At 33.0% G+C, this 25396-nt stretch carries 16 protein-coding genes and 2 pseudogenes; 3 read left to right on the plus strand and 15 right to left on the minus strand.

Annotated elements, in window-relative coordinates; genetic code table 11:
* Positions 1-2: 2 nt before the first annotated feature.
* Positions 3-7082 carry a hypothetical protein gene (locus AD998_09070; protein KOY88126.1) on the minus strand — a complete coding sequence of 2360 codons (7080 nt, stop codon included), beginning with the start codon at positions 7080-7082 and terminating at the stop codon, positions 3-5.
* A 337-nt stretch (positions 7083-7419) separates the two neighbouring features.
* Here AD998_09070 and AD998_09075 point away from each other — a divergent pair, with 337 nt between their 5' ends.
* Complete coding sequence (locus tag AD998_09075) at positions 7420-8493, plus strand: hypothetical protein (GenBank protein ID KOY86277.1); 1074 nt, start codon at positions 7420-7422, stop codon at positions 8491-8493.
* Between the two features lie 28 nt (positions 8494-8521).
* Positions 8522-9001 carry a hypothetical protein gene (locus tag AD998_09080; protein ID KOY86278.1) on the plus strand — a complete coding sequence of 160 codons (480 nt, stop codon included), beginning with the start codon at positions 8522-8524 and terminating at the stop codon, positions 8999-9001.
* A gap of 8 nt (positions 9002-9009) precedes the next feature.
* On the opposite strand, the gene AD998_09085 is transcribed toward AD998_09080, so the two are convergent.
* From AD998_09085 to AD998_09145, 13 genes and pseudogenes are all read right to left on the minus strand, one after another.
* Entirely contained in the window at positions 9010-9471 is a 462-nt protein-coding gene (locus tag AD998_09085) for a hypothetical protein (protein ID KOY86279.1), read from the minus strand.
* 2 nt (positions 9472-9473) lie between these two features.
* Positions 9474-10151: a hypothetical protein gene (locus AD998_09090; GenBank protein KOY86280.1), complete on the minus strand. Its 678-nt coding sequence runs from the start codon at positions 10149-10151 to the stop codon at positions 9474-9476.
* Between the two features lie 90 nt (positions 10152-10241).
* Positions 10242-10808 (minus strand): hypothetical protein, encoded by a 567-nt coding sequence (locus AD998_09095; protein ID KOY86281.1) that lies wholly within the window; start codon positions 10806-10808, stop codon positions 10242-10244.
* Between the two features lie 3 nt (positions 10809-10811).
* Positions 10812-11231, minus strand: coding sequence for a hypothetical protein (locus AD998_09100; protein KOY86282.1), 420 nt, complete (start codon positions 11229-11231; stop codon positions 10812-10814).
* Positions 11228-12538, minus strand: a complete 1311-nt coding sequence (locus AD998_09105) for a hypothetical protein (protein ID KOY86283.1) — start codon at positions 12536-12538, stop codon at positions 11228-11230. Before AD998_09105 ends, AD998_09100 begins: the two co-directional genes overlap by 4 nt.
* A gap of 25 nt (positions 12539-12563) precedes the next feature.
* The gene (locus AD998_09110; GenBank protein ID KOY86284.1) at positions 12564-12782 is read right to left on the minus strand and encodes a hypothetical protein; all 219 of its coding nucleotides are present in this window, start codon (positions 12780-12782) and stop codon (positions 12564-12566) included.
* Positions 12783-12962: 180 nt separating this feature from the next.
* On the minus strand, positions 12963-13280 hold the full coding sequence (locus AD998_09115; protein KOY86285.1) for a hypothetical protein: 318 nt from the start codon (positions 13278-13280) through the stop codon (positions 12963-12965).
* Positions 13281-13292: 12 nt separating this feature from the next.
* Positions 13293-13925 carry a hypothetical protein gene (locus tag AD998_09120; GenBank protein KOY86286.1) on the minus strand — a complete coding sequence of 211 codons (633 nt, stop codon included), beginning with the start codon at positions 13923-13925 and terminating at the stop codon, positions 13293-13295.
* A 533-nt stretch (positions 13926-14458) separates the two neighbouring features.
* A pseudogene (locus AD998_09125) lies at positions 14459-14719 on the minus strand (hypothetical protein).
* A 454-nt stretch (positions 14720-15173) separates the two neighbouring features.
* Positions 15174-15719: pseudogene (locus AD998_09130) on the minus strand (hypothetical protein).
* Positions 15720-15801: 82 nt separating this feature from the next.
* Entirely contained in the window at positions 15802-18984 is a 3183-nt protein-coding gene (locus AD998_09135) for a hypothetical protein (protein KOY86287.1), read from the minus strand.
* Positions 18985-19017: 33 nt separating this feature from the next.
* Positions 19018-20937, minus strand: coding sequence for a DNA primase (locus tag AD998_09140; GenBank protein KOY86288.1), 1920 nt, complete (start codon positions 20935-20937; stop codon positions 19018-19020).
* Positions 20938-20984: 47 nt separating this feature from the next.
* A complete protein-coding gene (locus AD998_09145; protein ID KOY88127.1) occupies positions 20985-21431 on the minus strand; it encodes an acetyltransferase in 447 nt (148 codons plus the stop codon).
* A gap of 118 nt (positions 21432-21549) precedes the next feature.
* Between AD998_09145 and AD998_09150 the strand changes: the two genes are divergently transcribed.
* On the plus strand, positions 21550-22455 hold the full coding sequence (locus tag AD998_09150) for a hypothetical protein (GenBank protein KOY86289.1): 906 nt from the start codon (positions 21550-21552) through the stop codon (positions 22453-22455).
* A 61-nt stretch (positions 22456-22516) separates the two neighbouring features.
* Here AD998_09150 and AD998_09155 read toward each other — a convergent pair whose 3' ends face one another.
* Positions 22517-24472 carry a potassium transporter Kup gene (locus AD998_09155; GenBank protein KOY86290.1) on the minus strand — a complete coding sequence of 652 codons (1956 nt, stop codon included), beginning with the start codon at positions 24470-24472 and terminating at the stop codon, positions 22517-22519.
* Positions 24473-25396 lie beyond the last annotated feature (924 nt).

A 25396-nucleotide genomic window follows, 5' to 3' on the forward strand; every position in this document is an offset into this window, starting at 1 on the left:
GACTATTGAGCTAAATTATATCTTAATTGAAAACCTACATTGGTATTTTTACGAGGGAATGCAAGCGTAGTGGCTGGCTGATTGATGGTTCTCTCAAAATAAAACTGAAATGTAAGTGAGTTGTTAATTTTGTAATTGATGTTAGGGCGAAGCTGAAAATTGTAGTTTCCTGAGGTAACAACAGTTTCTTCTTCAATTTTTCTTTGATAGGTTTTGCTATCACGAATCGTAAAATCTAAACGGAAATCAGCATTGTTTTTCAGAACAACACGCTCTCTATCAGAGTTTCTGAAAGGTAAACGAATATTCTTCTTAGAAAAACCTAATCCCAAAACAATGTCGTTGTTTCTAATCTCTGTGATTTGAGCATTAGAAAGATTCAAGCCTATATCACGGCTACGGTTTATATCCAAACGAAAGTTTAAATTGCTTTTTGTTCTAGCATTGATACCAATTAAAGGACTAAATTTTTCAGAAAGTTGTACTTGTCCTAGTACCAATACAGGTACAAGTTCTCCATTGGCATTGAGTGTAAAAGGTTGAATATAATTTCCTAAACCATTGTTCAATTGTAATAAGGCTGTACTCTGATACTCTAAGGCAGAAGTGAAATTACCAATTCGGTATTCGGAAGAGTATCGGTGAGTAAGTGAGAATGATTGGAAAATCTCTTTGAAACCTTCTAATTTAGCCAAACCACTATAATCCAATGACCAGTTGGGTAGTGGTAGTTTTGGAAATGCTGATACCTGATTTTTAGCTCCTACATACGTTTCCATGAAGGCAGCAACTAGGACATCTTGTGAGCGAGTACGATACGCTGTATCAGAAATCGCATTAGGGTTCAAGGCTGTTAGCTGACGCTGATATTTATCTAAATTGTTGATAAACTGATTGAACGTTTCAGAGTTAATGGAATTATCTTTATTGAATGCCGTACCAATAGAAATTACAGTTGTTTGATATGTACCTTTTCTGAAAGGGCTTAGAGATTGATAAGCTCTTGCAAGTGTATCAAAACGGAAAATTTCTTGATAATTATCTGTACGAACCATTTTGGCATCTACGGTAATCTTGAAATCTCTAAAAGGCTCAAGATTTACACCCAGCGTAATATTTTCAGTCTTGTTTTGTGTATAAGGATTATTTTGAATTAAATTGGTATCAGGAGGGATAACCATCCAGTTGTTATTCAAAATATCAAAACGTTGGTTTGGATTTTGATTACCTAAGACAAAACCAACACCAGGAGCTCCCCAACCATCAGCAAGTCCCAAATAACGAGGACTTCCTACAATACCTGGTAGTACAGTTCCTTCTTGACGAGCATAATTGAAAGTAGCTGACCTGACAGTCATGAGTGTACGTAAAACACTTCTTACAAAAGGATTAACCTCTTTGTTAGGGTCTTTTTTCTTTTTATCTTTTTTATTCTTTTTACCTTTTTGAGTGGTATCTTTGAGTTGTACAGGTTTTTCTACTTTTTCGGTTTTCTTATCAGTTTTAGCCTTTTTATCATCAGTTTTTGTTTTCTTAGGTTTTGGCTTAGGCTGATAATCGTTTACTTTCTTGAGAAGTTTACTTTTGTTATAAAATTTCACAAAATCGGCTCTGGTACGCAGACTTTGCTCTCTACTATTTTGGATATTATTTCCTAAAATTTTCTCTAAGCCCAAAGAAGCTGCTCCCCAACGATATGTAGCGTTGTAACTATAATCTGCTGAAATGAAGTTTGTAACAGGGAATTTATCCAAAGGCAGTTTATAAGTAGCATTAAAACGTTGGTTATAGTCTTTCATACGTCCCAATTTGAGCAAATTATCTTGTACAACTTGTTTGCTACCAGGAGCATTCAAATCTCCAAAAGGTTCATCTACAATTGCTTGTGCTGTGGCATTACCTGTTAGATTCAAGTTTTTAGTCAAATTCCATTGTACACTATAATCTCTATTGAAATTATAAATCTTCTCAAAGAAAGGGTCAAAAGTTTGAGCACTCAAATCGCCTGAACGGAGTTGCGTTTTGGTAAAGGTTCTATCCAAATCACCTTTGACAGCAATATTATTGGGCAATAAATTGAAATTAAAATCCTTTATAGCCTTGAGCCAAGGAGATTGAAGTACTTTACCTTTACTTTTCTTAAAAGGCTCTATATAAGTTACTTCTCGTGTATAATTATAACCCAAAGATGTTTTCCAGTTTTGTTGTAAATATTGGGCTACATAAGGGCTGGAACGTTCAAGATCGGAGTATGCCCAAGTAGCAGCAAAATTAGAAATATCCCAAAGTTGTGCCTTTTTCTCTTTACTGATTTTATTTTTCTTGACATTCGAGAAATTGATGCTTCTTCGAGTTTCTCGGTCTTCAATGAGACTTAAAAAATTATTTTTCTCAGACTCATTTCCAAATTTTTCTACAGAACGTTTAACTCTGACATCTGGATCGAAGGGGTCGAATTCGGGGGTGGAGTTTTTACGTTGATAACTTAAAAATACAGGTAAACGCAATCCCCATTTGTTTGGAGTAAATTTATCCAAAGCAAAAGTACCTTGTGTATCAAACTCCCAATCATTTCTCAAGGAACGTTCAGATACTTTTTGGTTTAAGCTACCAAAACCAGCAGTTTTGAGTGAGCCACTGGCTTGTAGTTGGGCAAAATCGGCAAGTGTAATACCCAAACGAGCATTGGCAGCTACACCATTTTGTTTGTCAAAACCTACAGCTCTCAATTCATTAAACCAGACACATGCTGTTTTGGGCTGTCTATCATCTCCTTGTAAATTTGGATTCTTGATACCAAGCATCATGGTGAGTACTGCACTCAAATCGGGATTACCAACCACAGTTACTCTGTATTGACCAACTTGTCTGGTATAAGGTAAAAATATAGTTCTGATACCTAAGTTGTTACGTTCTGTTTTTGTTTGTACCAAATCTTCAAGGGCTATATCTAAGTTATTTTGTGCTTTCCAGATTACTTCAGGTAAAGAACCTGCAGGAGTAGATTGTACTTCTGAGAGACGTGTGAAAGTTAAAGGAACTTCAATTTCATAATAGTTTTCAGTGAAATCTGTACCTACACGAATAAAAGCACTAAGTTGTCCATCTTGAATATTTATATCAGACGATTGAGCGTGTATGGGCATTGAAAGACGCTTATAATACAACATATTTAAGTTTGTATTCTTGAATACAGCTCTTGCGTCTCTATCCTGAAGATTATTAACACACAATTGTAAAGATTGCTCATTAAATTGTCTGTTATTGATTGTGGTAATATCTGTATCTCTTTGAAAACCAGGAGGAATAGTGTAAGGGATAACACCTGTAGCTATTTGTCCGTTTTCTTCTAAATTTACTACTGAAACTACAAAAGAAGGATCATAAGGTTCAGTGGGCAATTGCAATGCTTTATCTTTCAAATCGCCTAAGAATCTACGCCACTGATTAGCTACCATTTGGAATTGAGCCATACGCATTACGATAGGCTGGTCAAAGTCAGTCATATATAAACGCATATACCTGATAGACTTAAAACCGTTGATATTACCTATTTTATCATTAAACTCACGAACGGGGATACGAAACTGATACCATGTAACCACGTCTTGTCCATTCTTTGTGATACGGGAGTCATTTACTTCTACTTTACTCACAATGTAATTTCTACCTACTACCAAATCTTGAGGGCGTACAGAAATTTTATATTCATAATATTCTTCTAAATCACTTAAACTATTATCTGTGTTTAAGTCCTCATTATCAGGGAAGTTTGTGCCCGATTGTACAAATGCTCCATTGGCATTTTCAGGAGAGTTTCCTTCTGTATTGTTGTAGAATTTGTAGCGTTCAATAACTTTAGCATCTTTATTGTCAAGATCTCCTCCCAAATAAAATTTAAAATTATCCCCTGAAGGGTCTTGTTCAATTTCTGCTCTTACATTAGCTGGAAGTGTATTGAGATAATCTTGATAAAAATTTGTTTCTTCATTGGTTGGCAATCCATCTAAACCCACATCTTGTAAAGCTCTTGAACCACTGATATTGCTAAAGGCATTATTCACAAACTGATTATTGGGTACAAAACCCCATATTGTTTGGTCTTTGTCTCCACTTGCTTGTTCTGGTAAGCCATTTTCAAAGAAATGACGAGTATCTTTCATCACATCTTCAGAAATATTGCCTAAATTGAGGTATAAGTCCCCTCCAGTAGTATTATTTGTACCATTAGCACCATTGGTTACTACTCTGCCTCGTTCGCCTTGTATAAAGGGGTCTAAAAGCCAAAATTCTACATACTCAATATTAGCATTATCAAAATCTACTTCATTGGTGATAGCTCTTGTAATAGAAGCAAAATTTTGACGGGGATTTGGTAATTTACCCGCAGGTGTTAGGGTAGGAGTATAGTTGAATGTTCCTCTTTCATCAGGGAAATAAGCAATGTCAAATGTATTTTCGTTTACTGCTACGTTTTCAAATTGACGATTGGGGAAAAGTTCTTGAGGAATAACAGCTCTTACATAGTGGTTCTCCAAATCGGCTGCTGTGATGTTGGAAGGTCGTTGTGTTTGGTTGTAAAATACGGAGTTATCAATATTATACCAAGCCATTCTTGCTCTTCGGAAGGCATAAGCTCTAGGTTCTGAAAGTACACCTTGCTGGGTAAGTATTCGTTGTGGTGTTGAACCCAATTTCCAACGTAAATTGCCACTTCTACCCAAATCGAAAGGTGTTCTAGCACCCTCAAAATCATCAATATACGAAACTGCACCACTCAAACGAGCTGCATTAGGGCGTAATTGAGCTACTTCAGCTGCAAATTGAATACTTGATTTTTCTTTGGTTTGGATAAGAGGTATAGCATCTACCATTCTGGTTAGGAATCGAGAATCTTTTTTTACCTGAACATCAAAACCTAACATAGCATTATTAAGAGCTTCTTGTCCTATTGCAACACGTGTAAGAACTGGACGTTCACGAAGATTGACTAATGTAGCTCCTAATTTGAAATCTTTATCTACTTGATACTCAAGTCTTGTCCCTAAATAAGAACGAGTTTGGAGATTGAATAAATCTGCTTTCTCAAAACTAATCGTAATTTCTTTGCCCGAATTTAAAATGGCATCATTGGTGATGGTTACTTGTCCTGTAGAGTAATTTACTTGATAGTCAGTTCCTTCTGTAAGAGGCACACCACCAGCTTTTACAATTACAGAGCCTTGAGCTACATTGATACCTGGGAGTGAAATAGAATTTCCTGTTGATGTTCCTTCGTATTGCCCTTTGATGAAAAACTTGTTTTTGCTAGCAAAATTATTTTGAGCATCATTTCGAGTACCTGTATAAAGCTCTTGAAAAACATATTTATTGATAAGAGCTAATTCAGTATTGGCATTAAATTCTTTCCGAAGATTACTTCCAAAAGGCTCAAGAACAGGAAAAATAATTCTACTTTGTGCTGTCTGAACAGTAATACCTTCCACAAAATCGAAATTACCATCTCCAATAGCTCTCCCAAATCTGTCTTGTACAATATTTCCCTGAGCATCAATTGTTCTATCTCCTCTTGGATTGAGTTGGTCTAAGCCAAAAATTTTAATCAGTTGAACATCTTTTGTATTACCACCTTCTTGAAGAGCTGGATTATCCAAACCAGTTAAATCATCTCTGTAAATAATGCGAAGTTGAAAACCTTGTTGCTTGAGTTGTCCTGAACCCAAAGAGTACACATTCTTCATCATCAAATTCCAAGAGGGAATATCTGTACGGATGGTAGAAGGGCGTAACATTTTCAGATAAATTACATCTTCTTGTGGGCGATTCACATAGTCTTCTGAAAGTTCACCCACTTTATATTGCTGTCCGTTGTAAGTATATTCGTAAGCTACTCCCAAAATCTCATCATTACGCAAAGGGGTATTCAATGAAATATAACCAAGCTGTTGATGAAATGTAAATTCGTTAGCCTCTAATCTTCTGGATGCTCTTAAAACCTCAAAATCAGTACCTTTACGTAAGCCTTGAGCCTCTAAAACATCACTACTTGTCTGCGGATTCCGAACAGTGTTATTTTGATTAACATTGTTAAATAAATTATTAGCCTGATTGGCAGCAGGGAATCGAGCGTTTGCATTAGCTCCTACAAAGGGATTTGTGTTTCTAAAACTTTGGGCTTCACCCAAGTCCAAAAATGAAACGACATTTCGTAAATTCTGAGTATTATTAGTTCGGTTGGTTATATAAACCTCAACACGTGTAACGACTACACCCGAATTGATGATGGGCATCGTGGCAAGAGCAGGCTCATAAGTATTTCTATGAAATTGAGATAAAAAGAAGTGTCTATTTTCCTCATAATCAGTCATTCGTAGTTCAAAACGGCGTACTTGTGAACCACCTTGCAACTTAATTTCATCAGTAGAAGAACGTTGGTTGGCAATCACTGTCTGAACTTTTAGCTTACCAAATTGCCAATCGGTACGAATACCAAATAAATTTTGACTACCTTGAATCAAGGCTACCCCAGGGCTAAACTGAACATTTCCAAACTTTACATCTTGCAAAGCTTCTTCAGGATAGGATTTATATTGTACTTTAAAAGCATTCTCAAAATCGAAACTGGCTTTGGTATCATAATTGGTGTTGATGGTTAGCTTATCACCAATTTTACCAGCTAAATTGATATTGGCGTGTGGGTCAAAATCAAAAATACCATTACTTTGTCTGTCAGCAGGGATAGCAGGGTTACCTACATTCTGACGTTTATAACCTAAATCTAAATTTACAAAACCGTTAGGTTTGAATTCTACGGCATTTCCTCCAAAAATTCTACCAAATAACTTACTCCCTACAGGAATACGTGGTTTAAGTACAAATTTTGAGTTTTGAGTGGCACTTTCTTCTTTCAAGCCAGCTCCAGTATTTCTCCAAAAAATTTTACCAGCCTCTTTACTTTGGAAAAAATCCATGTCTTGAGGTTCAATAAGAGTGGGAGGTCTAAAATAAAAATCTCCCATTTTTTCTTCTACCACATAACGTCTAGCTGTATCATTTAAATCTACTTTAATATTAGTTTTCAGACTGGATGGTTTTAAATCTAAAGCAGATCTGGTTTGATGTGTACTAAACATATCACCTCTTCTATCTGGAAATTTGAAAGTAGAAAATTTACTTTTTTTGTAAACAGGTGTATCCAAAGGAGTGTAACCACTTGGATAATCGAAGGTTTTAGTAATATGTTTACTTTGGTGAGTTGTAGTATATGCTAAAAATAAAGAAAAGGCTATACTACCTGCTAGCCATGTATGTAAGTTTTGCTTGAACAAAGTTGTAATCCGTTTAAATACTTTAAAAAAGTAGTTTTGATTCTATAAGCTTCTGATTAAGAATTACAAAAATGAGGGAAAATTATACAAGATGCAAAACCTTATAGCAAATTTTATGCTAATTTTTTTTGATGAAAATTTTGAAAGTGATAAACATTGTTACAAATTAACGTCACTCAATTTTATAAGGCAATATTTTATATCAGAAAACAACATTTTCTTGATTTTTTTCAAAGAATCTATTATTATTACATACATATTTATAAAGTATAATACATTGTATGGACAATATGAAAATCAAATGACAAGAAGAACTTTAATTTTCAATCCAATCTTTTTAATAGGTCTATTGATATTGCTTTTAAATGACTTTTATTTAAAACAGACTTATTCAAACGAACTGACAGGGAAACTTTCAGATTTTGTTGGATTAATCGTGTTTCCAGTTTTTATGGCATATTTAATTCCATCGTCTAAAAAATGGATTTGTATAGTAACTGGTATTTTGTTTATCATTTGGAAAACGCCCATCGTAACGCCTTTGATAGATACATTCAATTTGATTCTGCCATTTAAAATACAACGAATCATAGATTACTCAGATTATTGGGCTTTATTGATATTACCTATTTCACACATAATCATACAACTAGATACAGAAAAAGATATAAAACCAAATTTTGCTTTAAGAGTAAGTAAATTGAGTATTGCCATGATTTCTTTATTTGCTATCTGTGCAACATCAAGAATGCCTGTATACAGAACAGATATGCCAGAAGGGACAATTTATATAGGTGAAAGTTATAAAGTAAAAAAATCTAAAGAAGAAACTATCCAAATGATAAAATCTTTAGGCTATAATGTTGATTATTACGAAAATCCAAATGATAGTGTAGCCATAAAGGCAAATCCATTTCATCCACGAAGATATCCATATTATCAAACTGATAATATCACTATTTATGATGATAATAAAAAGCCAATAGACACTATTTTGAATGTCAAATATTCTCTTTATGAATGGAATAAAAATAAAACAATGATTAATGTTATAAATGTTACACTAAAAAATAATAAAAATATCCAAAGTTGGCGAACATTAAAATATCTCAAAAAACAATATAAAGCAATATTAGAAAAAAATATGATTGAGAAAATGAAATAATATTATATTAGTTTATAAAAAACAAGTTATGGGGATTTTAATTAATTTATATCGAGTAAAAAAAGCTGAAAGTTTTGAAGAATTAACAGACTTTCAAAATGAACTTGATAAAGCTAATGCATCTAAGGTGAATTTGCATAAATTGGCAGGAGATATATGTATGATATTTAATAACAATACAGACCTTTATAAGGAAACAAACACCATTCCTTACAAAATGATTTTTGGACACCAAATAGAGAAAACTATTGGAACAAGAGAAATTTATGGTTTTTTGCCAACATTGGAAGTAAAACAAATTGTAGACTGGATACAACAAAACAAAATAGATACAGAAAGTGGTTTTTTCAATGTATATGAAAATACTTTGCAAGAAGTAAAAGAAGAACTTGAATACTGGGACTCACCAGACAAAACGGAATTATATGAAAATTATATAAAACCACTAACAGATTTTTACTTTGTTGCTTTGAAAGAAGAAAATGCAATTATTATAACAGGAGAATAGAGTGTAAGTCAGACATAATATTTTTGATAAAAAACTTTTATTTTTTCTAAGTGAGCTTTCCATTCAGATAGTTTTTCTAAACTGGTTTTATCAAGGTGTGTAATTTCTATAGTTAAAAAAAATCTTTCCGTTTCGTCTATCATTTTTTTGTAGAAAGTTTTTGCATCACAAATTCGTTCTATTTTATCCGATTCATCATAAAATTGTGTACAAACAGAAATGCTATTCCAACTTTGCTGTCTAATATAAAATTCTGCATAATCGCAATAAATACCTGCACTATACACCCAAGTTTCAGGCTTTTCAAAAACAGGATTGAGATGTTGCAAATAAAAACTCCAAGAACTCAAAAGGTTAAACCCCATATAATGAGGCTCTTCATACATCTCTATTTCCTCTCCATCTATTTTGAAATGATAGGCAGGAAATACCTCAATATTGGTTGTATGTTCAATTTGATAATGTTCCATAATTAAATCTTCTCAAGCCAATGATAAATAAAAGCATCCAAACAAGATTCAATAGAATGTATATTTTCATTTTTAATGTCTTGTAAGTAATTTTCATGGAAAACAATTTCAAATTCTATACAAGGAAAAATTTTATCTATTTGTGGAGGTGATAAAAATGTTTCTAAAACTTCTAAATTTTGTAAAATATTCATACAACCACAATAACGAGGTATTTCTGCATCTTCAGGAAAATCATTTTCATCGGGCAGATAAAAATCGTGTTTGGTTTTTTGAATGATATTCTCCCAAAAAATATCTTCCTCTTGTGGTGAAAGTTCAATATTTGAAACAGTATCAGCATACAAACACTCTTCTTGAATATGTGTAATTGTAGCAGATTTTACATATTTCATCACCGTTTCAAGATTGATAAAATAATTGGATAAAAGTGTTCCTGCGTATGTACGTTTACTTTCATCAAGACCTAAATCTTTTTGGAGCATTTTCTGTAAATCTGTATTTAGCTTGTTTTCTTCCAATAATTCCAACAAAAAAGCTAGAGCAGTAGGTGGAATATCATCTAGATTGTCTTTCAATTCAATGCCAATTTCGTGGTGCTGACTTTGTAAACGCATCAAAATAGTACAACTTTTATCACTTTTTTTAAAGAAAGACAAGGAAGTAAGGGGAGAACTCATAGTTTAATTATTTTATCTATATCATCAGTAAAGGCTGTTTTTTACCTTGATGGTATTCCAATTTAGTTACTCCATTTCAAAATTACAATATTATAACCATTCATTGGCAAAAGTATCTAAAGTAGAAGCATTCTGCATGCCTTTTTCAAAACCTATGAGGTATTTTTTATCTTTGAAAAATACCTTGGCAGTAAAAAAATTACGAGGGACATTCTCCAAAAAATCGTCCCAATCAAATGTAAGACCAAATATTTCGTTAGATTTTAGGTCTTCTTCATACATAGCTTTGATAATAGGGTTTTGAGTGTTCTCGAACATATCTTTTGTCCAAACAGTATCAAAATGCCATTCTAAAATGTCTACTTTTTCAATGATTTTTTTCGCTTCTTCTTCATCATAAAAATTACTTGAATATTTATGCTTTTCGCTATTTTCTCCCTCAAAATAAGCAATCTCAAAGTGTTTTTCTTCTTGATTTTCATGGCGAAAATACAATGCAAAATCTACCAAAAATGCATATAAGGTAGCATTTCTAAGGGTTTCATTGGTTTGCAAATCTGGGTTTAAATTTGCTTCTATATGATTGTAGTGTTGTATAAATACTTCACAGTAGGTGTCGGTTACTTCTAAAATCTTTGTTTGAGATAAATCTGACATACGTTATTTCTGGTTTTTATTTCTAAGTTTTCTCCAACCCCAAAAACCAACTTTTGGTTGTGTATAACTGCCTTTCTTATGGCATAAGGCTAAAAACTCTTTATTGTTGGATTTTCGTTTTCCTTGCTTTTTTTCGTGTCTTCTATTTTGAATTTCAAAATTCATTTTTTCTAAAAAAATATCTCTTTCTGTTTTTAGATATATTGCACACTTTTCTATGGTTTTAGCGTTAGGAAATTTATTTGTGTCTTTTCTTTCAAAAAAGAACATTGTCTCCAAAATCTCAAAAATGCTGTTAAATGTTTCGCCTTTGGTATGTGCAAATGCTTCTACACAACGATGCAAGTCAATCCAAGCATGTGAGGCGTCATTGTATTTTGTACGCCTCAAAACTGATTTATAACTACAATTAAATTTACTCATAGTTCTAATGTTATCCAATCGTCATTGTCTTCGTCATAAGTATTCCAATCTATTTCTACACCTTTTTGATGCAATTTTTTTAAGATGTTCATTTCTGAATCGGAGAGTGGTTGTGCAAACCCTGATATTCTTTTTAGTTTAGGAAATTGCTCAAAAATGCTATAGTTAAAATCAGAAAATAAAGTACCAAAACTCAACACTCGCAGATTTTCAAGAGAACGTATATTTTCTAAATCGTCTTGTTTTTGAGGTAAAAAATGAAGGTATTGGAGTTTTTTAAGGCTTTGCAATGCTGAAAAGTCTTTGATACTGTCATTGCCGAAAAGACTTAAATATTCTAAAGAAGTTATATTTTTCAAAAAAGAAATGTCTGTAAAATAAGTATTCTCTAAGTTCAAAATTTTTAACCCTTTCAGCATTGAAATGCAAGAAATATCTCTAATGTTTTCATGAGAAGCATTGAGGTATTTGAATTGACTTATCAGCCTTAAATCTTGTAAAGAAATTTCTTTTTGAACCTCATGTATCAACTTTGGCATAATAGGCAAAGCAAAATTTTCAACTATATCAGCAGGCAAATCGTATTTTTGTGCAACTAAATTTTGAATAAAAATGTGTTTCCAAATATCATCTAAACTATTCCACCACCTTTGTAAGACTTCATCAGTAGGAGGGGAAACTTCTGTACTATAATTCAAACAATAAACAATGCTTTCTTTTTGTTGTTGATAATTTTCTACATAATTCAAAAAATTATAAGCAGCAGATTCCCATTTGCAACCTTCTACAATATGATTTAACAAAAAAGTACTTTCAGGATTTACAGTTATTTGTAACTGATAACTGGGTGTTTCTACGCTTTCGGGACTTTCTGCATATTCTTGTTCTGTGAGGTGATAAGGCTGTTTTTGATACTTGAGCCATGTTTCAAATCTATCTATCCAATGCGGAAAATCATCAACACTCAACACTTCTACAAGCTTAATGTGTGTGTCTGCTTGCTTGCAAAAAGCTATGTACTCAGGTTCATGATGTGGATTATCAAAACGCATCAAAGTCAAAAGATTTTCTAAAAGTGGTTTATATGCTTCTAAAACAAGCTTTTTATGCGTTTCTTTGTCTAAAGGACTATAAGCAATGCTATGAAGATAGTCTAATTTTACAAATTCGTACAATTCTACCAAAATTTGCAAAGCAAAATTATAAGAATCATTGATTTGACGTTCGTCAGCATGAATCATACAAACTTCAATGACTATTACATTATCTTTTTTCGATAAAACACGAAAAGAATTGAGAGCCGACATGTTTTTTGTTTATTAAATTTCGCAATTACATAAATTTTTTATCGAAGTTATCCAGAATTTCAAGTGCTAATTTTTTGTCTTTAATACTGGTTTCTGCTGGAATATCACACCAAAGTATAGTTACTTCATCTAAAAATACTATCAAAGTTTCAAGACTTTTAGCCACAGGAAAAATATAAATCTTGTCCCAGTGGTCTACAGCATAAATTTCAGTTGCATTTGATTTTTTAGCCAAAGTGGTCATTCCATTTACTTCACCAATTATTTCAAAAGATTGTTGTCCAAAAAAGGATTTTACCTCCTCATAGTTGTATAAATAGGTGTTTAAATCCCAAGTTTCAGGATTATTATCAAGAACTACTTTGGAAATAAGCCCAAATGGCCATTGTTGTTTATGTAGTATGTTTTTCTAAATAATTAAAAATTACCCCAGCATATAGCTATCCCAATCCGAAGTACCACTTTCAAAATCTTTTAAATCAATGTTTGGGGCAACTTTTACCACAAAATTTGTTTTAACAGTGTTGGGTGTTTCAAAAATAACTTCTATGATGTCATCTTGTGTAATTTTGGCAATAGGCAAATGCTCAATATCTTTGTGATAACAGCCTTCTTTTATCATTTCTACTCCAAACCATTTGCCTGCGGTATAAACGTTTTTTTCGTAAATACTCTTAAAAACACCTTTAATAGTGTTATTTTCGATGCTTGTGAGTTGGATTTCTCCTAATTGTGTTGCCATATTTGTAAAAGTTTATTTTTTAGGTCTTTTAAATAATTCAGGTTTAAAATCTTCAAATAAAGCAGGCATCCAAGCGTGGAAGGCTTCAAATACAGTGTCTTGTAGGGTTTCTATTTCAGGAAGTATAGCTTCTTGCCAACAAAAGAAGCCTTTTGAAGCCAAATACAATTCAAAAAAATGTTCAAAATCAAGCTTGATTTCTCTCACATCTTCCCCTTGATTATCAATATAATATAAACCTGATTTTTTGTCTGTACCCAAAAACCAAGTACCTTGCATTTCTTCTTCATAATCTATATAAAACTGAAAAGCCATTTTTAATTCAGTTTCCTCATCCTCCCAACAAACTTCGTCTTTTGTGTCAATAAGCACATTTTGCAAAGCTAAAAACTCTGTATAACACTCAGGTAAATTCCAATTTTCTTGTTCGCCATCAATTTCTACAAGCTTCTCTTTTTTGGGTTTCCATACTAATTTAAAGCCATTCATTTGTTTGTAAAGATCAATAAAACTCTGGGGAAAATTGGTTTGATGCTTTTTTTGATAGTCTTTTAGTAGATTTTGCAAGATTTGTTCATCAATACCTTCATTGATTTTTACTTCCAATATTTCCACATTAGGATTGCTTTTGAGTTGTGCAATCATTTCTTGGAGTTTTTGTTTGTAATTCATAAATATGGATGTCAAAATTTCATTAGTTCCCCTAAAATTTCTTTTAAAAGCTATCTTTAATTTATCTTTATCAATACTAATGTTGTAAAATAATTGAAAAACAAGCTAAACATTTTTATTGTATGTAAAAAATAAAAACAAAAAAGGAATACACTATTGTGTATTCCTTTTGAGGTATCTAAATAAATTTCAATTGTTTAGTCACCTACGGCTACTGTAAACTGACCTACATTGGTGATAGTTACTGTAACTGTTCTGTCGCAAGCACCTGTACCAAAATCTACAGATTTAGAAGCATTTTCACCTACTACAGTGTATGACCCTTGTACTGGGATGCGTCCGCTTGTTGCAAAACACTCTGCTTTTATGATAAGAGCATTTGTGATTTCTGCTGAGAAAGATTTACCTTTACGGTTTACACCTGATGCATTACCTGTGATACTCCAAACATCATTGGTAAAATTCAAATCTCCTGAACCACTCAACCACTCACGAGTTCTGTTGGTTGTCCAAGTAAAAGTACTACCATCGGCATAAGTTAATTTACCATCAGCTACTACAACTGTGTGTTTAGGATTACCACCTTGTTGAGTAACATTGGTTACAGTTTTTCTACCTTCTACTTTTACGTTATTTACATAGTAATCTTGTGGAGTTGTTACAATTACACTACCTGCTGTCATATATCTACCTGTAGCTACAATAACGATTTTACCTTTACGAGTTCTACCATCTGTACAAGTAGTACCAGTTCCAAAATCGATAGTAATAGTCTTGGTTGATGGGCTAAAAGTATAGGTTCCACAACCTCTGAAAGTAGAAGTTCTTTCTGTAGAGGCATCACGCAAGCCTGCGTTTGCTTCTTGGCTAATCATAGCTTCAGTAGTGATGTTATCTAAATCGTTGAACTGAGCGTCAGCAGTAGCATTATCTACAGCACTTTGGTCGAAAATAGCTTCTTTTTGTTTATCACAACTCGTGAGAGCTATTGAACCGACTAAAAGGGCTGAAGCGAAAGTTAAGACAAGTTTTTTCATGGTTTTAAAAATTTAGTTTTACTTCTTTAAGCTTAGAACACTTTATGCAAAAAAGGTTTAAAAGTATTTTTAATTTTTTTCAAAATCTTTTATTATGTCATTTTCTGCATTTTAAAACTTAGAGGCAAAAATGATACAAAGGTTTAAAGCTCCATGAAATATTTTTTTTAATATTTTGTGTTTTTTATTTATTATTTTGATTATCAGATTTTTGGTATAATCTTTCGCCTGCATTAATCTCGAAATCTAATCGATTCTCTTTGGGAGGAATGGGACAGGTGTAGTCGTCATTATACACACAGTATGGATTGGTGGCATAATTAAAATCTAAAATAACCTCATCAGTTTTTGGAAAAGCCACATTATTGATGTAGCGACCACCTCTATATGTTGTTTTCTTATTGGAGGCATCTAAAAATGGTAGAAATAAAAACTTATCACCAGGTTTATGAAGCAGGAGTATTTTATATTCCTTGCCCTGATACTTGAAAGTAGCATACCCAAATTTTGCATATTTTTCAGCATCACCTTTGGTCATTTGAATAGGGAAAGGCTCTGCCCCTTTGATAAGGCTTAATTTGGCTTTAATCTTAAAATCAGGATTGATGGCAAAATACTGAAGTCCCACAAAGCTATCTTTTTTGGTAATGGGCGATTCGGCACTGTTTTTAAAATATCGGTCTCTGTTCAAACGGTCGTTTTCTACTTTTTCTTTGTAGGCTTGGGTGTCATTTTCATTACCCAAAACCAAGAAAATAACTAAGGCCAGTGCTACTAACCCAGCTCCAAATAATAAATATTTCTGTTTCATATTATTCTTTTTGACTTTTTTCTTTGTATTTCATGAATAAATAAGGGAAAATAAGCATCATCACACCAATTGCCATAAATGTAATGATCTTTTGTTGTAACGTAGAGTTTTGCATATCTATAAAATAGAGCTTTGCTAGAGCTATCAAAAACAAACCAATAGATATTTTTAAAGAAAATTTATGGATTTTAGAAGTGCTGTGAAACAACAAAATACATGCATGAACTGTAATCAAAATGGTCATCCAGACACTATGAGTATTGTTTGAAAGTAGCTCTACAACAGAAGTGTATATTCCTAAAGTCAGAATATGTAACAAGAGTAAATCAAAATTCCAAACAATACCTTCTTTTTTCATGGGATAGCGTTTGGTATAGACAAGAATATAGAAAATAGCTGTCATGAGCATTAAAACTCCAAGTTCTGTATAGCCTAAATTATATCGGATACGCAATGCTGTTACTACATACATGAAGAAAATAATTCCTAAACCCAAAAGAGTAGAAATTCGGTAGGCAAATTTGTAGCTAAATTGTATGGGAGCTATTTTTTCTCTAAAAATCACCAGAATACTCAAGAAAATAGTAAATACAAAAACACCCATTAATTCATTAAAATTCAGGTGGAAATATGTTGCTAATCCTAATAAAAATGCAAAATGATAAACGGTATAGGCGTGGAAATAACGATACTCTGACAAAAGATTTACACGATCATTTTTATCTCCTTTGTAAGCGTACAACCCTTTGCTATATACCAAAATAGCTCCAAATATCAGCAAACTAACTACCACAGACCACGAAAATAAAGGTGTGGTATATTCAAAAAATGCAATGGTATTGATGAGAGTAAGCAAATGAAATTCTATTTTCACAGCCATTCGCTTTGTGATTTTGGCTACTACAAAGGCTATAAGTACAGATACTGACAAAGCTATCAGAATGTAGTCAGGATAGAAACGAAATACAGAAGGCAAAATCAGAATGGGCAAACACAAAAAGAATATCTCTCTAAAAAGTTTAGATATTTTGAGTGGCATATCTGTGAACTCTTGCTCCTCAGTGTTTTGAAAGAAAGTATAAGTTTCTACTCGTTGTATTTTGGGTAAAACTTTTTGATACATAAACTGGAAAAACCACAAGCTCAAAAATAATTCGCCTGCTGCTACTTGAGCCAATCGGGTTTGAAAACGAAATATAAATGAATTGGTTTGGAGAGTAGATAAATAGTAACCATACGCCAAGAAACCCAAACATAAAAATGTAATACCTTCACTTACAGGTAAACGATATTTATATGCCCACATCATGCAGACATACACAAATAAAATCATCAGATTGTAAGAAAGAATAGGCAAATAGAAGTTTAAGGGTGTCCAGATTATCACTAAAACCCAAACAGTTAGAGCCTCCATCACTAGATAAGCTATAAACTTCTCATAATCAGATGAAATACTTTTGAATTTATCCAATAATATTTTACATACAATGAGAATAACACCCAAACCTAACAGATTTTTATAAGCATCTGTCCAAAGAACTAATTGCCAGTTGGGTAGCATATCAGGGACTAAGAATAATATTTTAACAATACCTAATACTAATACCAAATAACCTTCTTTTCGGACATTTTCGAGGGTAAATACAAAACCACAAAATACCAAAGCAAGTCCTTCCAAACTCCAAAATACACCTGATAGATTTTCTTCAAACAATTGAGGAATGGCAAAAGCTATAAATGTGCCTATGAGGGTAAACCACAATACTTTAATTTTCTCGTTGAATGTTTGGGATAAAACAAAATAACTTACTACAAAAATCAGGGCATTGGAGAGATAAATATAACCCAATGTTCTTTGGAGATTTTCAAGATTATAAGTATAAAACAAATTGACAATGAGCATGGTAGTGTTGGCTACCAAAGTAAAAATATCACTTGATTCGAGTTTTTCTTTGATATGAAACTGAAAGCCACTTGCTGATAGTTTTTGTTTGTAAAGTGTAAAGAAATAAAATAAATAAGCAAATGCCATGATAGCAAGGGTGAGACTGAGGCGAGGAATATTTTCAAAATAGGCTTTGTTGTAAATTACTATTCCCAAAATAATAGTACATACCCCAAAAGTTACTGTACCAGCTTTTTGCCAATTGATTTTGAGAGCAATCAGTACTGTAATAGCACTTAAAAGCCATAAATACACAAAATAATATCCTGAAATAATATTTGTTCCTAAATAAAACGGAGCAAATGCACCACCAAATAAGCTGACAATCAGTACGATTCGGGTATCATAACGCAAAGCCAAATAGAAAGCCAACACACTATTAAGCAAAATCAGCACCAAAACGAGCAGGGGGTAATTGGCAAAAACAGTAAAAAACAGCGAATACGAAAGAAAATAAATGAGCAGAAAATTTAAAGAAATACTTAAGCCCAGCAAAGCAGAACCAAAATCATGATATTTCTTTTCTTTTCTATGAAAATAAGCCCCCAAAACAATAAGCAATATATTGAAGGCAACCGTTCCTGAAATTTTAATTAGTTCAAAAGTATCATCACTTACAAATTGCATCAGATAACCAAAACCGAAAAGCAAGGCAATAATACCTCCAATAGTCATAAAAAAGACAGGCAAACGGTCTTGTTTCTGATAAAATTTGTATAAATCAATGAAATAGGTAAGCAAAGGTGTAAAAGGAGCGAAGAATGTTCCGAGCATCAGGGTTTTCATAAAAAACTTTTCAATCTCCTTCCAAACTAAATCCTCATCTGTTTTTTTAACAGACTCTTCTTCATTGAAAATAACCTTACGTTTGGGTTCTTCTTTGGGCGTTTCCTCCTTTTTGGGTATCTCTTTTTTTACTTCTTGAGCAATAGGTTCTTTTTTTACAACAGGGATAACTTTTTCCTCTTTCTTTTTTTCGAATTTCTCTTCTACAAATGGAGTGGTTTCTAAAGCATTTTTTTGCTTGAGAAATGCCAATTTGCGTTCTGCTTCATCCAGTCTTGTGTAGAGTTGCTCATATTGAAAACTTACTTGTTTTTTCAGGCTATCTAACTCATTTTTAATTTGTTTTAAGCCAATCTGAGATTCTGCAAAAGCCAAACTCTGATAGCATTTTTCACACTTTGAGGCATTTATATCATTGTGATGCTGGCAATAAGGACAAGCAAGTGTTGGCATCTTAGTGGATTTAAAATCTAAATATTCTGTTTATTAGCGAATTACATTTCCTAAAACCTCCGCAATTTCTTTTTCTGTATTTTTAAGAATCACATGAATTTGCAATGCTTTTTCAATATCCTCTTCGTTATCAGAACGTTGTAAAATTTTTTTGTTGTCCTCCATCATTTTTTGTACTACTCGCCACTTGAGTCGCATAATGTGAGTATATGCCACATGATTGAGGCGTTCGTCTTTTTTTCGAGTAACCACATCTTCCTCTTCCCAACGGCTACTAATTTCGTATTTTTCTGAAATTAAGTCAATAACCGTACTTTTAATGATATTATCTTCTAATCTTAAGAAATAACTGCTGTCTATCAAGTTTCCTTGTGAAAGATTTTCTTTGAAAATACCTAAAATTTCTTGAAAAATAGGAGTCTCAAAGCTAATTTCCTGAATTTCGTTCAGCAAATAATGTCCAAAAACTTTGTCTTCTGCAATGGGATAATTGGCATAACTCAAAAGCAAACGAATATTTTCTTGTTCTTGGTAATAAAGAGCATTGTATTCTACAGCTTTTTTGTCAAGTAGTGCATCCTTGCTTTCTGTAAAAAGCTCATCTACAACAGCTTTGTCATTTGTTTTCTTTTGGTCTTTGAGTAATAGTTTGTTACCTTCGCTGATAAGCAGACTTTCTTCAATGCCAAAAAGCAAACTGCACTCTTTATAAAAAATATTTCTCTGAATAACATCAGGAATCTTGATAATACTCGTAACAACCTCTCTGATGGCTTCTCCACGTTTGAAAGGGTCATTTTGAGTATCTTTGAGTAAAAAATTTGTTTTAAATTTGATGAAATCTTGTGCATTTTCTTTGATGTACTCCAGCATGGCATTTGTACCATTTTTCTGAACATAGCTATCTGGGTCTTCGTTTTCAGGTAACCAAACAATATTTACAGAAAGCCCTTCTTCCAAAATAATATCCAAACCACGTAAAGCTGCATTTAAACCAGCTTTATCACCATCATAAAGCATGGTTATTTTGTTTGTAAAACGGCGAATGAGGCGTACCTGCTCATGGGTAAGCGAAGTACCTGATGATGCCACAACATTCTCAATACCAGCTTGATGTAACGAAACAACATCAGCGTAACCTTCTACCAATAAACATTCTTCTGCTTGTAGAATTGCTTTCTTAGACTGAAAAAGCCCATACAAAATTCTGCTTTTGTTGTAAATGGGTGTTTCAGGAGAATTGATGTATTTGGCAATGGATTTATCTTTTTTGAGTGTCCTGCCTCCAAAGGCAATCACACGCCCCGAAACATTATGAATCGGAAAAATGACACGCTCTCTGAAACGGTCATAGTATTCTTGTTTTCCTTCTTTTTGAATAACCAAACCAGCCTTTTCTAAAATTTCAGCCTGATAACCTTTTCGAGTGGCATTTCTAAGAAAAGCGTCCCATTCTGCCGAACTATACCCCAAATCAAATTTTTGAATGGTTTTTTCATTAAAACCACGTTCTTTGAAATAGCTCAATCCAATGGCTTTGCCATCATCTGTATATAAAAGTTGTTCGTGAAAAAACGTTTTGGCATAATTTAAGGCAATGAGCAAACTATCTTTTTCATTTTGCTCTTGCATTTCGGTGTCTGTAGGCTTCTGATAAGCTTCTTCGGGGAGAGCAATTTTATATTTTTCAGCAAGTTGCTTGAGGGCTTCGCCATAACTGACACCCTCAATTTCCATGATGAAATTCACAGAATCGCCACCTTTGCCACAACCAAAACATTTATAAATGCCTTTGGCTGGTGATACATAAAAGGAGGGAGTTCGTTCGTTATGAAAAGGGCAACAAGCCTTCAAATCTTTTCCAGATTTTTGTAAATGAACATATTCCCGAATTACCTCAACTACATCAATGGTTTGATAAATTTTCTCGACAATATCTGGAGGAATACGCATAAAAAATGAATGGTAAATTGTAAACGATTAAATGCTAAATGTTAATTTTATTTTAGAAGATATGTAAAATGAACTACTTCATTAGATATTGCACCTGTAGAACGATAAAAATCCAAAGCATGGCTATCTTCTATATCTACCTGTACAAAAATTTCATGAATGTTTTCAGTTTTACAAAAAGTTTGTAAGTGTGTAATCAATTGTTTACCAATGCTTTGTCTTTGGTATTCTGGTTTTACTGCTAAATCATAAATATATATCAAAGGCGAATTACCAAAATAATGATAGAGAGTGTAAGCTGTAAGTCCTCCAATTACTTTCTTATCTAAAATTGCTACAAATACATGGAAAGCATCATTTTGAATCATTTTATTGAGTAAATCGTAAGATGTTGGTTTTGAATCTTGTATTTCAAAAGTTTCTTTAAAAACAAGTACCAATTCTATGAATTTATCTAGTTCATCAATAGTCAATTTTTTTATTTCTACAGACATTCTATAAAAATTAACATTCGTAAGTTTTGCATTACTTTCTACAAATATCATTATTTTTGCTCAAAAAATCAGGTAAAAACTAAAATTTATCATTCACACATCATTTTACACTCATTTTATGCTTTTTTTGATTGGAGTGGCACTCTCAGCCAGTTTGTTCTTGATATTTAGAGCGTTTAACAAATTAGGAATCAATACTTTTCAGGCAATTGTAACCAACTATTGGACATGCGTTATTACAGCTCTTTTGTATGTATGGGATTTTGAAGCAGTTGCAAATATTTCTTGGGAAAATTTATGGGTAAAAGTACCTTTAGGTTTAGGATTTATTTTTATCAGTACATTTTATCTGATGGGTTTTGTAGCTCAAAACATCAGTATTTCAGCTTCTTCGGTAGCTGCTAAAATATCGCTGATTATCCCTGTGTTGTTCAATTTGTTCTTTTTCAATACTGATAAGTCATTTGACTGGCTTAATTATTTGGGCTTGGGTTGTGTTTTTGTGGCTATTTTCCTGACATCGAGCAAAGTAGAATCTGAAGAGCCTCAAGCTAAAACCCAAAAATCATGGGGTAATATTGTACTTATTTCACTCATATTTTTGATGAGTGGGGCAATAGACACGAGTATCAATTGGGTGAGTAAAGAATCTGCGAAGGATGCTACTTCTCAGGCTTTGTTTTCCATGCTTATTTTTGGAGTGGCTGGAATAGTGGGTATTATCATTTTATTGAAAAAGATAATTTTAGATAAAGAAAAAGTTGAGATGAAAAGTATTTTGGGAGGTATTGTATTGGGTGTAGTCAATTACTTTTCAGTTATTTTTATGATACGCTCATTGCAGGTAGAATTTGCTAATAATGGAGCATTTTTCTTTCCTGTATTCAATATTGCTATCATTTTATGTTCTACGGCTTTTGCCATTTTACTTTTTAAAGAACGCCTCAATACACTTAATAAAATAGGGATTGGCGTAGCTGTTATAGCTATTTTACTGATTTCATATCAGAGTATCTTGGGTTAAGTAGTATTTAGATTTTAGATAAAGAAAAAGGCTTGAATATATCAAGCCTTTTTCTTTATGATTAATCGTAAACTCTTTGAAGTTGTACACCTGTCGCAGGGTTGATAACAAGAGGTACTTTTTCGATGGTAACCAAACTCGTATCCAAACCAAACCATTTTTCGGGAGAGGCTGTAAAGTTCTTAACACTAATATCTGTATTTAAGATAAATTGTTCCATAAATGGCAAATCATTATCAGATGAAAGTACTTCTTCCAAAATAACGAAACGGAAGTCTCCAATCACGTTTCTACCTTTAAGAGAATGATAACGGCTTCTTACGTCAATCTCTCCATTGCGTACCATTTCCTGAATGACGAGCCTCAAAAACAGGCTGATACGTTGTTCAACTCTGAATCCAAGTCTAAATTCTACTTTTACAACATCATCTTCAGCAATGACTTTGGTTTTATACTCCATCGTGTAGGGTTCATCTGTAACTTCAATGTGTACAAACCAGTACAAATCAGCACGTTTAGGCTGTTTTTGCAAAATAGAATAAATAATTTTTTGTTCCACCTTGTCTTCACTTCGCATGGTACTCAAAAATACTAAATGTGTAGCATATTTGGGAATGGTCGTATCTTTACTGAGAGCCATGAGTTGCTCTAAATAATCACTGATTTTTACATAATCGGTGAGTCTTCGTTTAATATCTACAGCCTTGTGGCGTATCCACATCACAAATACAATTACAAAAGCAATGAGTATTGAAATAAAACCTCCATTTGCAAATTTTACAGCATTGGCAACAAAGAATGCAATTTCAATTACCAAATATACAACAAGTATCAAACCTACTATAATAGGATTAACTTTGAACATTTTAAGGTAATAAGCCAATAAAATGGTCGTCATGAGCATGGTAGTAGTAATGGCAAGCCCATAAGCTGCTTCCATTTTCGAGGATTCTTGGAAATACCAAACCACCCCAATACAACCAAACATTAATAAACTATTAACACTAGGAATATACAATTGCCCTTTGAATTTGGAGGGATAATTGATTTTTACTTTAGGATACAAATTGAGTCTAATAGCCTCACTGACAAGTGTAAAAGAACCTGAAATAAGGGCTTGGCTGGCAATAATGGCTGCTAATGTTGCAATAATAATACCTATAAGGGTAAACCACTGAGGCATAATATCATAGAATGGATTACCTTCATTTTTTTGTCCTTCTTTGAGCATTAGCATAGCTCCTTGTCCAAAATAATTAAGCAAAAGCATAGCTTTTACAAAAATCCAACTAACACGAATATTGGGTCTTCCACAATGCCCTAAATCTGAATACAAAGCCTCTGCACCTGTCGTACATAAAAAAACAGCTCCTAATATCCAAAAACCATGATGCGTATTGGCTATCATGTTGTAGGCATAATAAGGATTGATGGCAGCAAATATGCTTGGGTTTTCAATGATTTTATTGAAACCTAAAATGCCCAACATACTAAACCAGACAAACATCACAGGTCCAAAACCTTTACCCACAATGGAAGTTCCAAATCTTTGGAAAAAGAAAATAAAGATAATGATAATCGTTGCTATCCAAACAATATTATTTGTAGTAATGGTTGGATAAATACCTCTTAATCCTTCTACAGCCGAAACTACCGAAATAGGAGGGGTAATAATACCATCTGCAAGGAGCATTGCTCCTCCTATCATGGCAACAGCAATAAGCCACTTTGAACGCCTACGAACAAGTGTATATAAAGAAAAAATCCCACCTTCGCCCTTATTATCAGCTCGAAGTGTGAGAATTACATATTTAACAGTTGTTTGAAGTGTAAGTGTCCAAAAAACGGCTGATATACCCCCATATACTAAGTCTTTTGTGATAATCCCGCCACCTTCATTGATAATAGATTTCATTACATAGAGAGGGGATGTTCCAATATCCCCAAAAATTATCCCCAAAGTAACTAGAACACCTGCTCCTGTTAGCTTATGGAGATTATTATGGTCTTGTCCCATAGCAAAATTGTTTTTTGAAAAAAAGTTGTTATTTTCGTGGCAAATTAAAGTGTTTTTTTAGATAAATGTAGTATTTTCTCTAAGAAAAGATAAATAAGAGTCTTTAGTTGTTGATAAACAGCTAATTGCCCGATAAAAAAGCCCAATAATTATGCAACAAAGCATTATTCAGCAAATAACATCTTCACTCAGCGATAGCTGTGCTTGGCTGGTATTGGACAGTCGTGCCAAAATACAGGAACATAATGTTTTAGCTAAAAATATATTAGCAACAGATAAAAAAAACCTCCAAAAAGCGGATTTTCTAACATACATAGAAGGTGTTTTAGAAAATGAATTAAAAGAAATTGTCAATGGGAAAACTTGGACAGGAGACATTAAAATTAAAAAGACTTCAAGAGAATATTATAGTACTTTTTTACCCATTCAAGAAAATAAATCTGATACTCAAATAGTCGTAAGCATTTACCCAAATGTTTCCGAAAAATTTACAAGACGCTCACCTAAGTTTTTTAAATTATTACAAAATACTTCAGATGGTATCCTATTACTTAATGCTGAAACAGGCAATGTGCTGGAAACCAATGAAACAGCCTTGAAATATTTGGGTTATACCCATGAGGAAATTTTAGAAAAATCCTTTAAACAAATTGATGTTGAATTAAATGGACAAACAGGATTAAGTTGGAAAAAGTTTTTGATTGAACTCAAACAAAAAAGCCCTGAGACCTTACAAACACTTTCAAGGTATATCCAAAAAAATGGCTCAATTATTCCTGTGGAGAGTAGCATTTCTTATGAAGAAAATGAAGGAGATGCTTATATTAGTATTCTATTCAAAGATGTAAGTAGCCACGACCGTATTGAAGAAATCTTGGATGCTCAACAGAAAAAGTTTCAATTACTCATTGAAAATTTAGATGA

Source organism: bacterium 336/3, assembly GCA_001281695.1.
Taxonomy (GTDB): Bacteria; Bacteroidota; Bacteroidia; order Cytophagales; family Thermonemataceae; genus Raineya.

Excerpts from the sequence above, each read along its gene's own strand:
- AD998_09075 (KOY86277.1), top strand. The coding sequence starts at position 7,420 with ATGCAAAACCTTATAGCAAATTTTATGCTAATTTTTTTTGATGAAAAT.
- AD998_09080 (KOY86278.1), top strand. The coding sequence starts at position 8,522 with ATGGGGATTTTAATTAATTTATATCGAGTAAAAAAAGCTGAAAGTTTT.
- AD998_09085 (KOY86279.1), bottom strand. The coding sequence starts at position 9,471 with ATGGAACATTATCAAATTGAACATACAACCAATATTGAGGTATTTCCT.
- AD998_09090 (KOY86280.1), bottom strand. The coding sequence starts at position 10,151 with ATGAGTTCTCCCCTTACTTCCTTGTCTTTCTTTAAAAAAAGTGATAAA.
- AD998_09095 (KOY86281.1), bottom strand. The coding sequence starts at position 10,808 with ATGTCAGATTTATCTCAAACAAAGATTTTAGAAGTAACCGACACCTAC.
- AD998_09100 (KOY86282.1), bottom strand. The coding sequence starts at position 11,231 with ATGAGTAAATTTAATTGTAGTTATAAATCAGTTTTGAGGCGTACAAAA.
- AD998_09105 (KOY86283.1), bottom strand. The coding sequence starts at position 12,538 with ATGTCGGCTCTCAATTCTTTTCGTGTTTTATCGAAAAAAGATAATGTA.
- AD998_09110 (KOY86284.1), bottom strand. The coding sequence starts at position 12,782 with ATGACCACTTTGGCTAAAAAATCAAATGCAACTGAAATTTATGCTGTA.
- AD998_09115 (KOY86285.1), bottom strand. The coding sequence starts at position 13,280 with ATGGCAACACAATTAGGAGAAATCCAACTCACAAGCATCGAAAATAAC.
- AD998_09120 (KOY86286.1), bottom strand. The coding sequence starts at position 13,925 with ATGATTGCACAACTCAAAAGCAATCCTAATGTGGAAATATTGGAAGTA.
- AD998_09135 (KOY86287.1), bottom strand. The coding sequence starts at position 18,984 with ATGCCAACACTTGCTTGTCCTTATTGCCAGCATCACAATGATATAAAT.
- AD998_09140 (KOY86288.1), bottom strand. The coding sequence starts at position 20,937 with ATGCGTATTCCTCCAGATATTGTCGAGAAAATTTATCAAACCATTGAT.
- AD998_09145 (KOY88127.1), bottom strand. The coding sequence starts at position 21,431 with ATGTCTGTAGAAATAAAAAAATTGACTATTGATGAACTAGATAAATTC.
- AD998_09150 (KOY86289.1), top strand. The coding sequence starts at position 21,550 with ATGCTTTTTTTGATTGGAGTGGCACTCTCAGCCAGTTTGTTCTTGATA.
- AD998_09155 (KOY86290.1), bottom strand. The coding sequence starts at position 24,472 with ATGGGACAAGACCATAATAATCTCCATAAGCTAACAGGAGCAGGTGTT.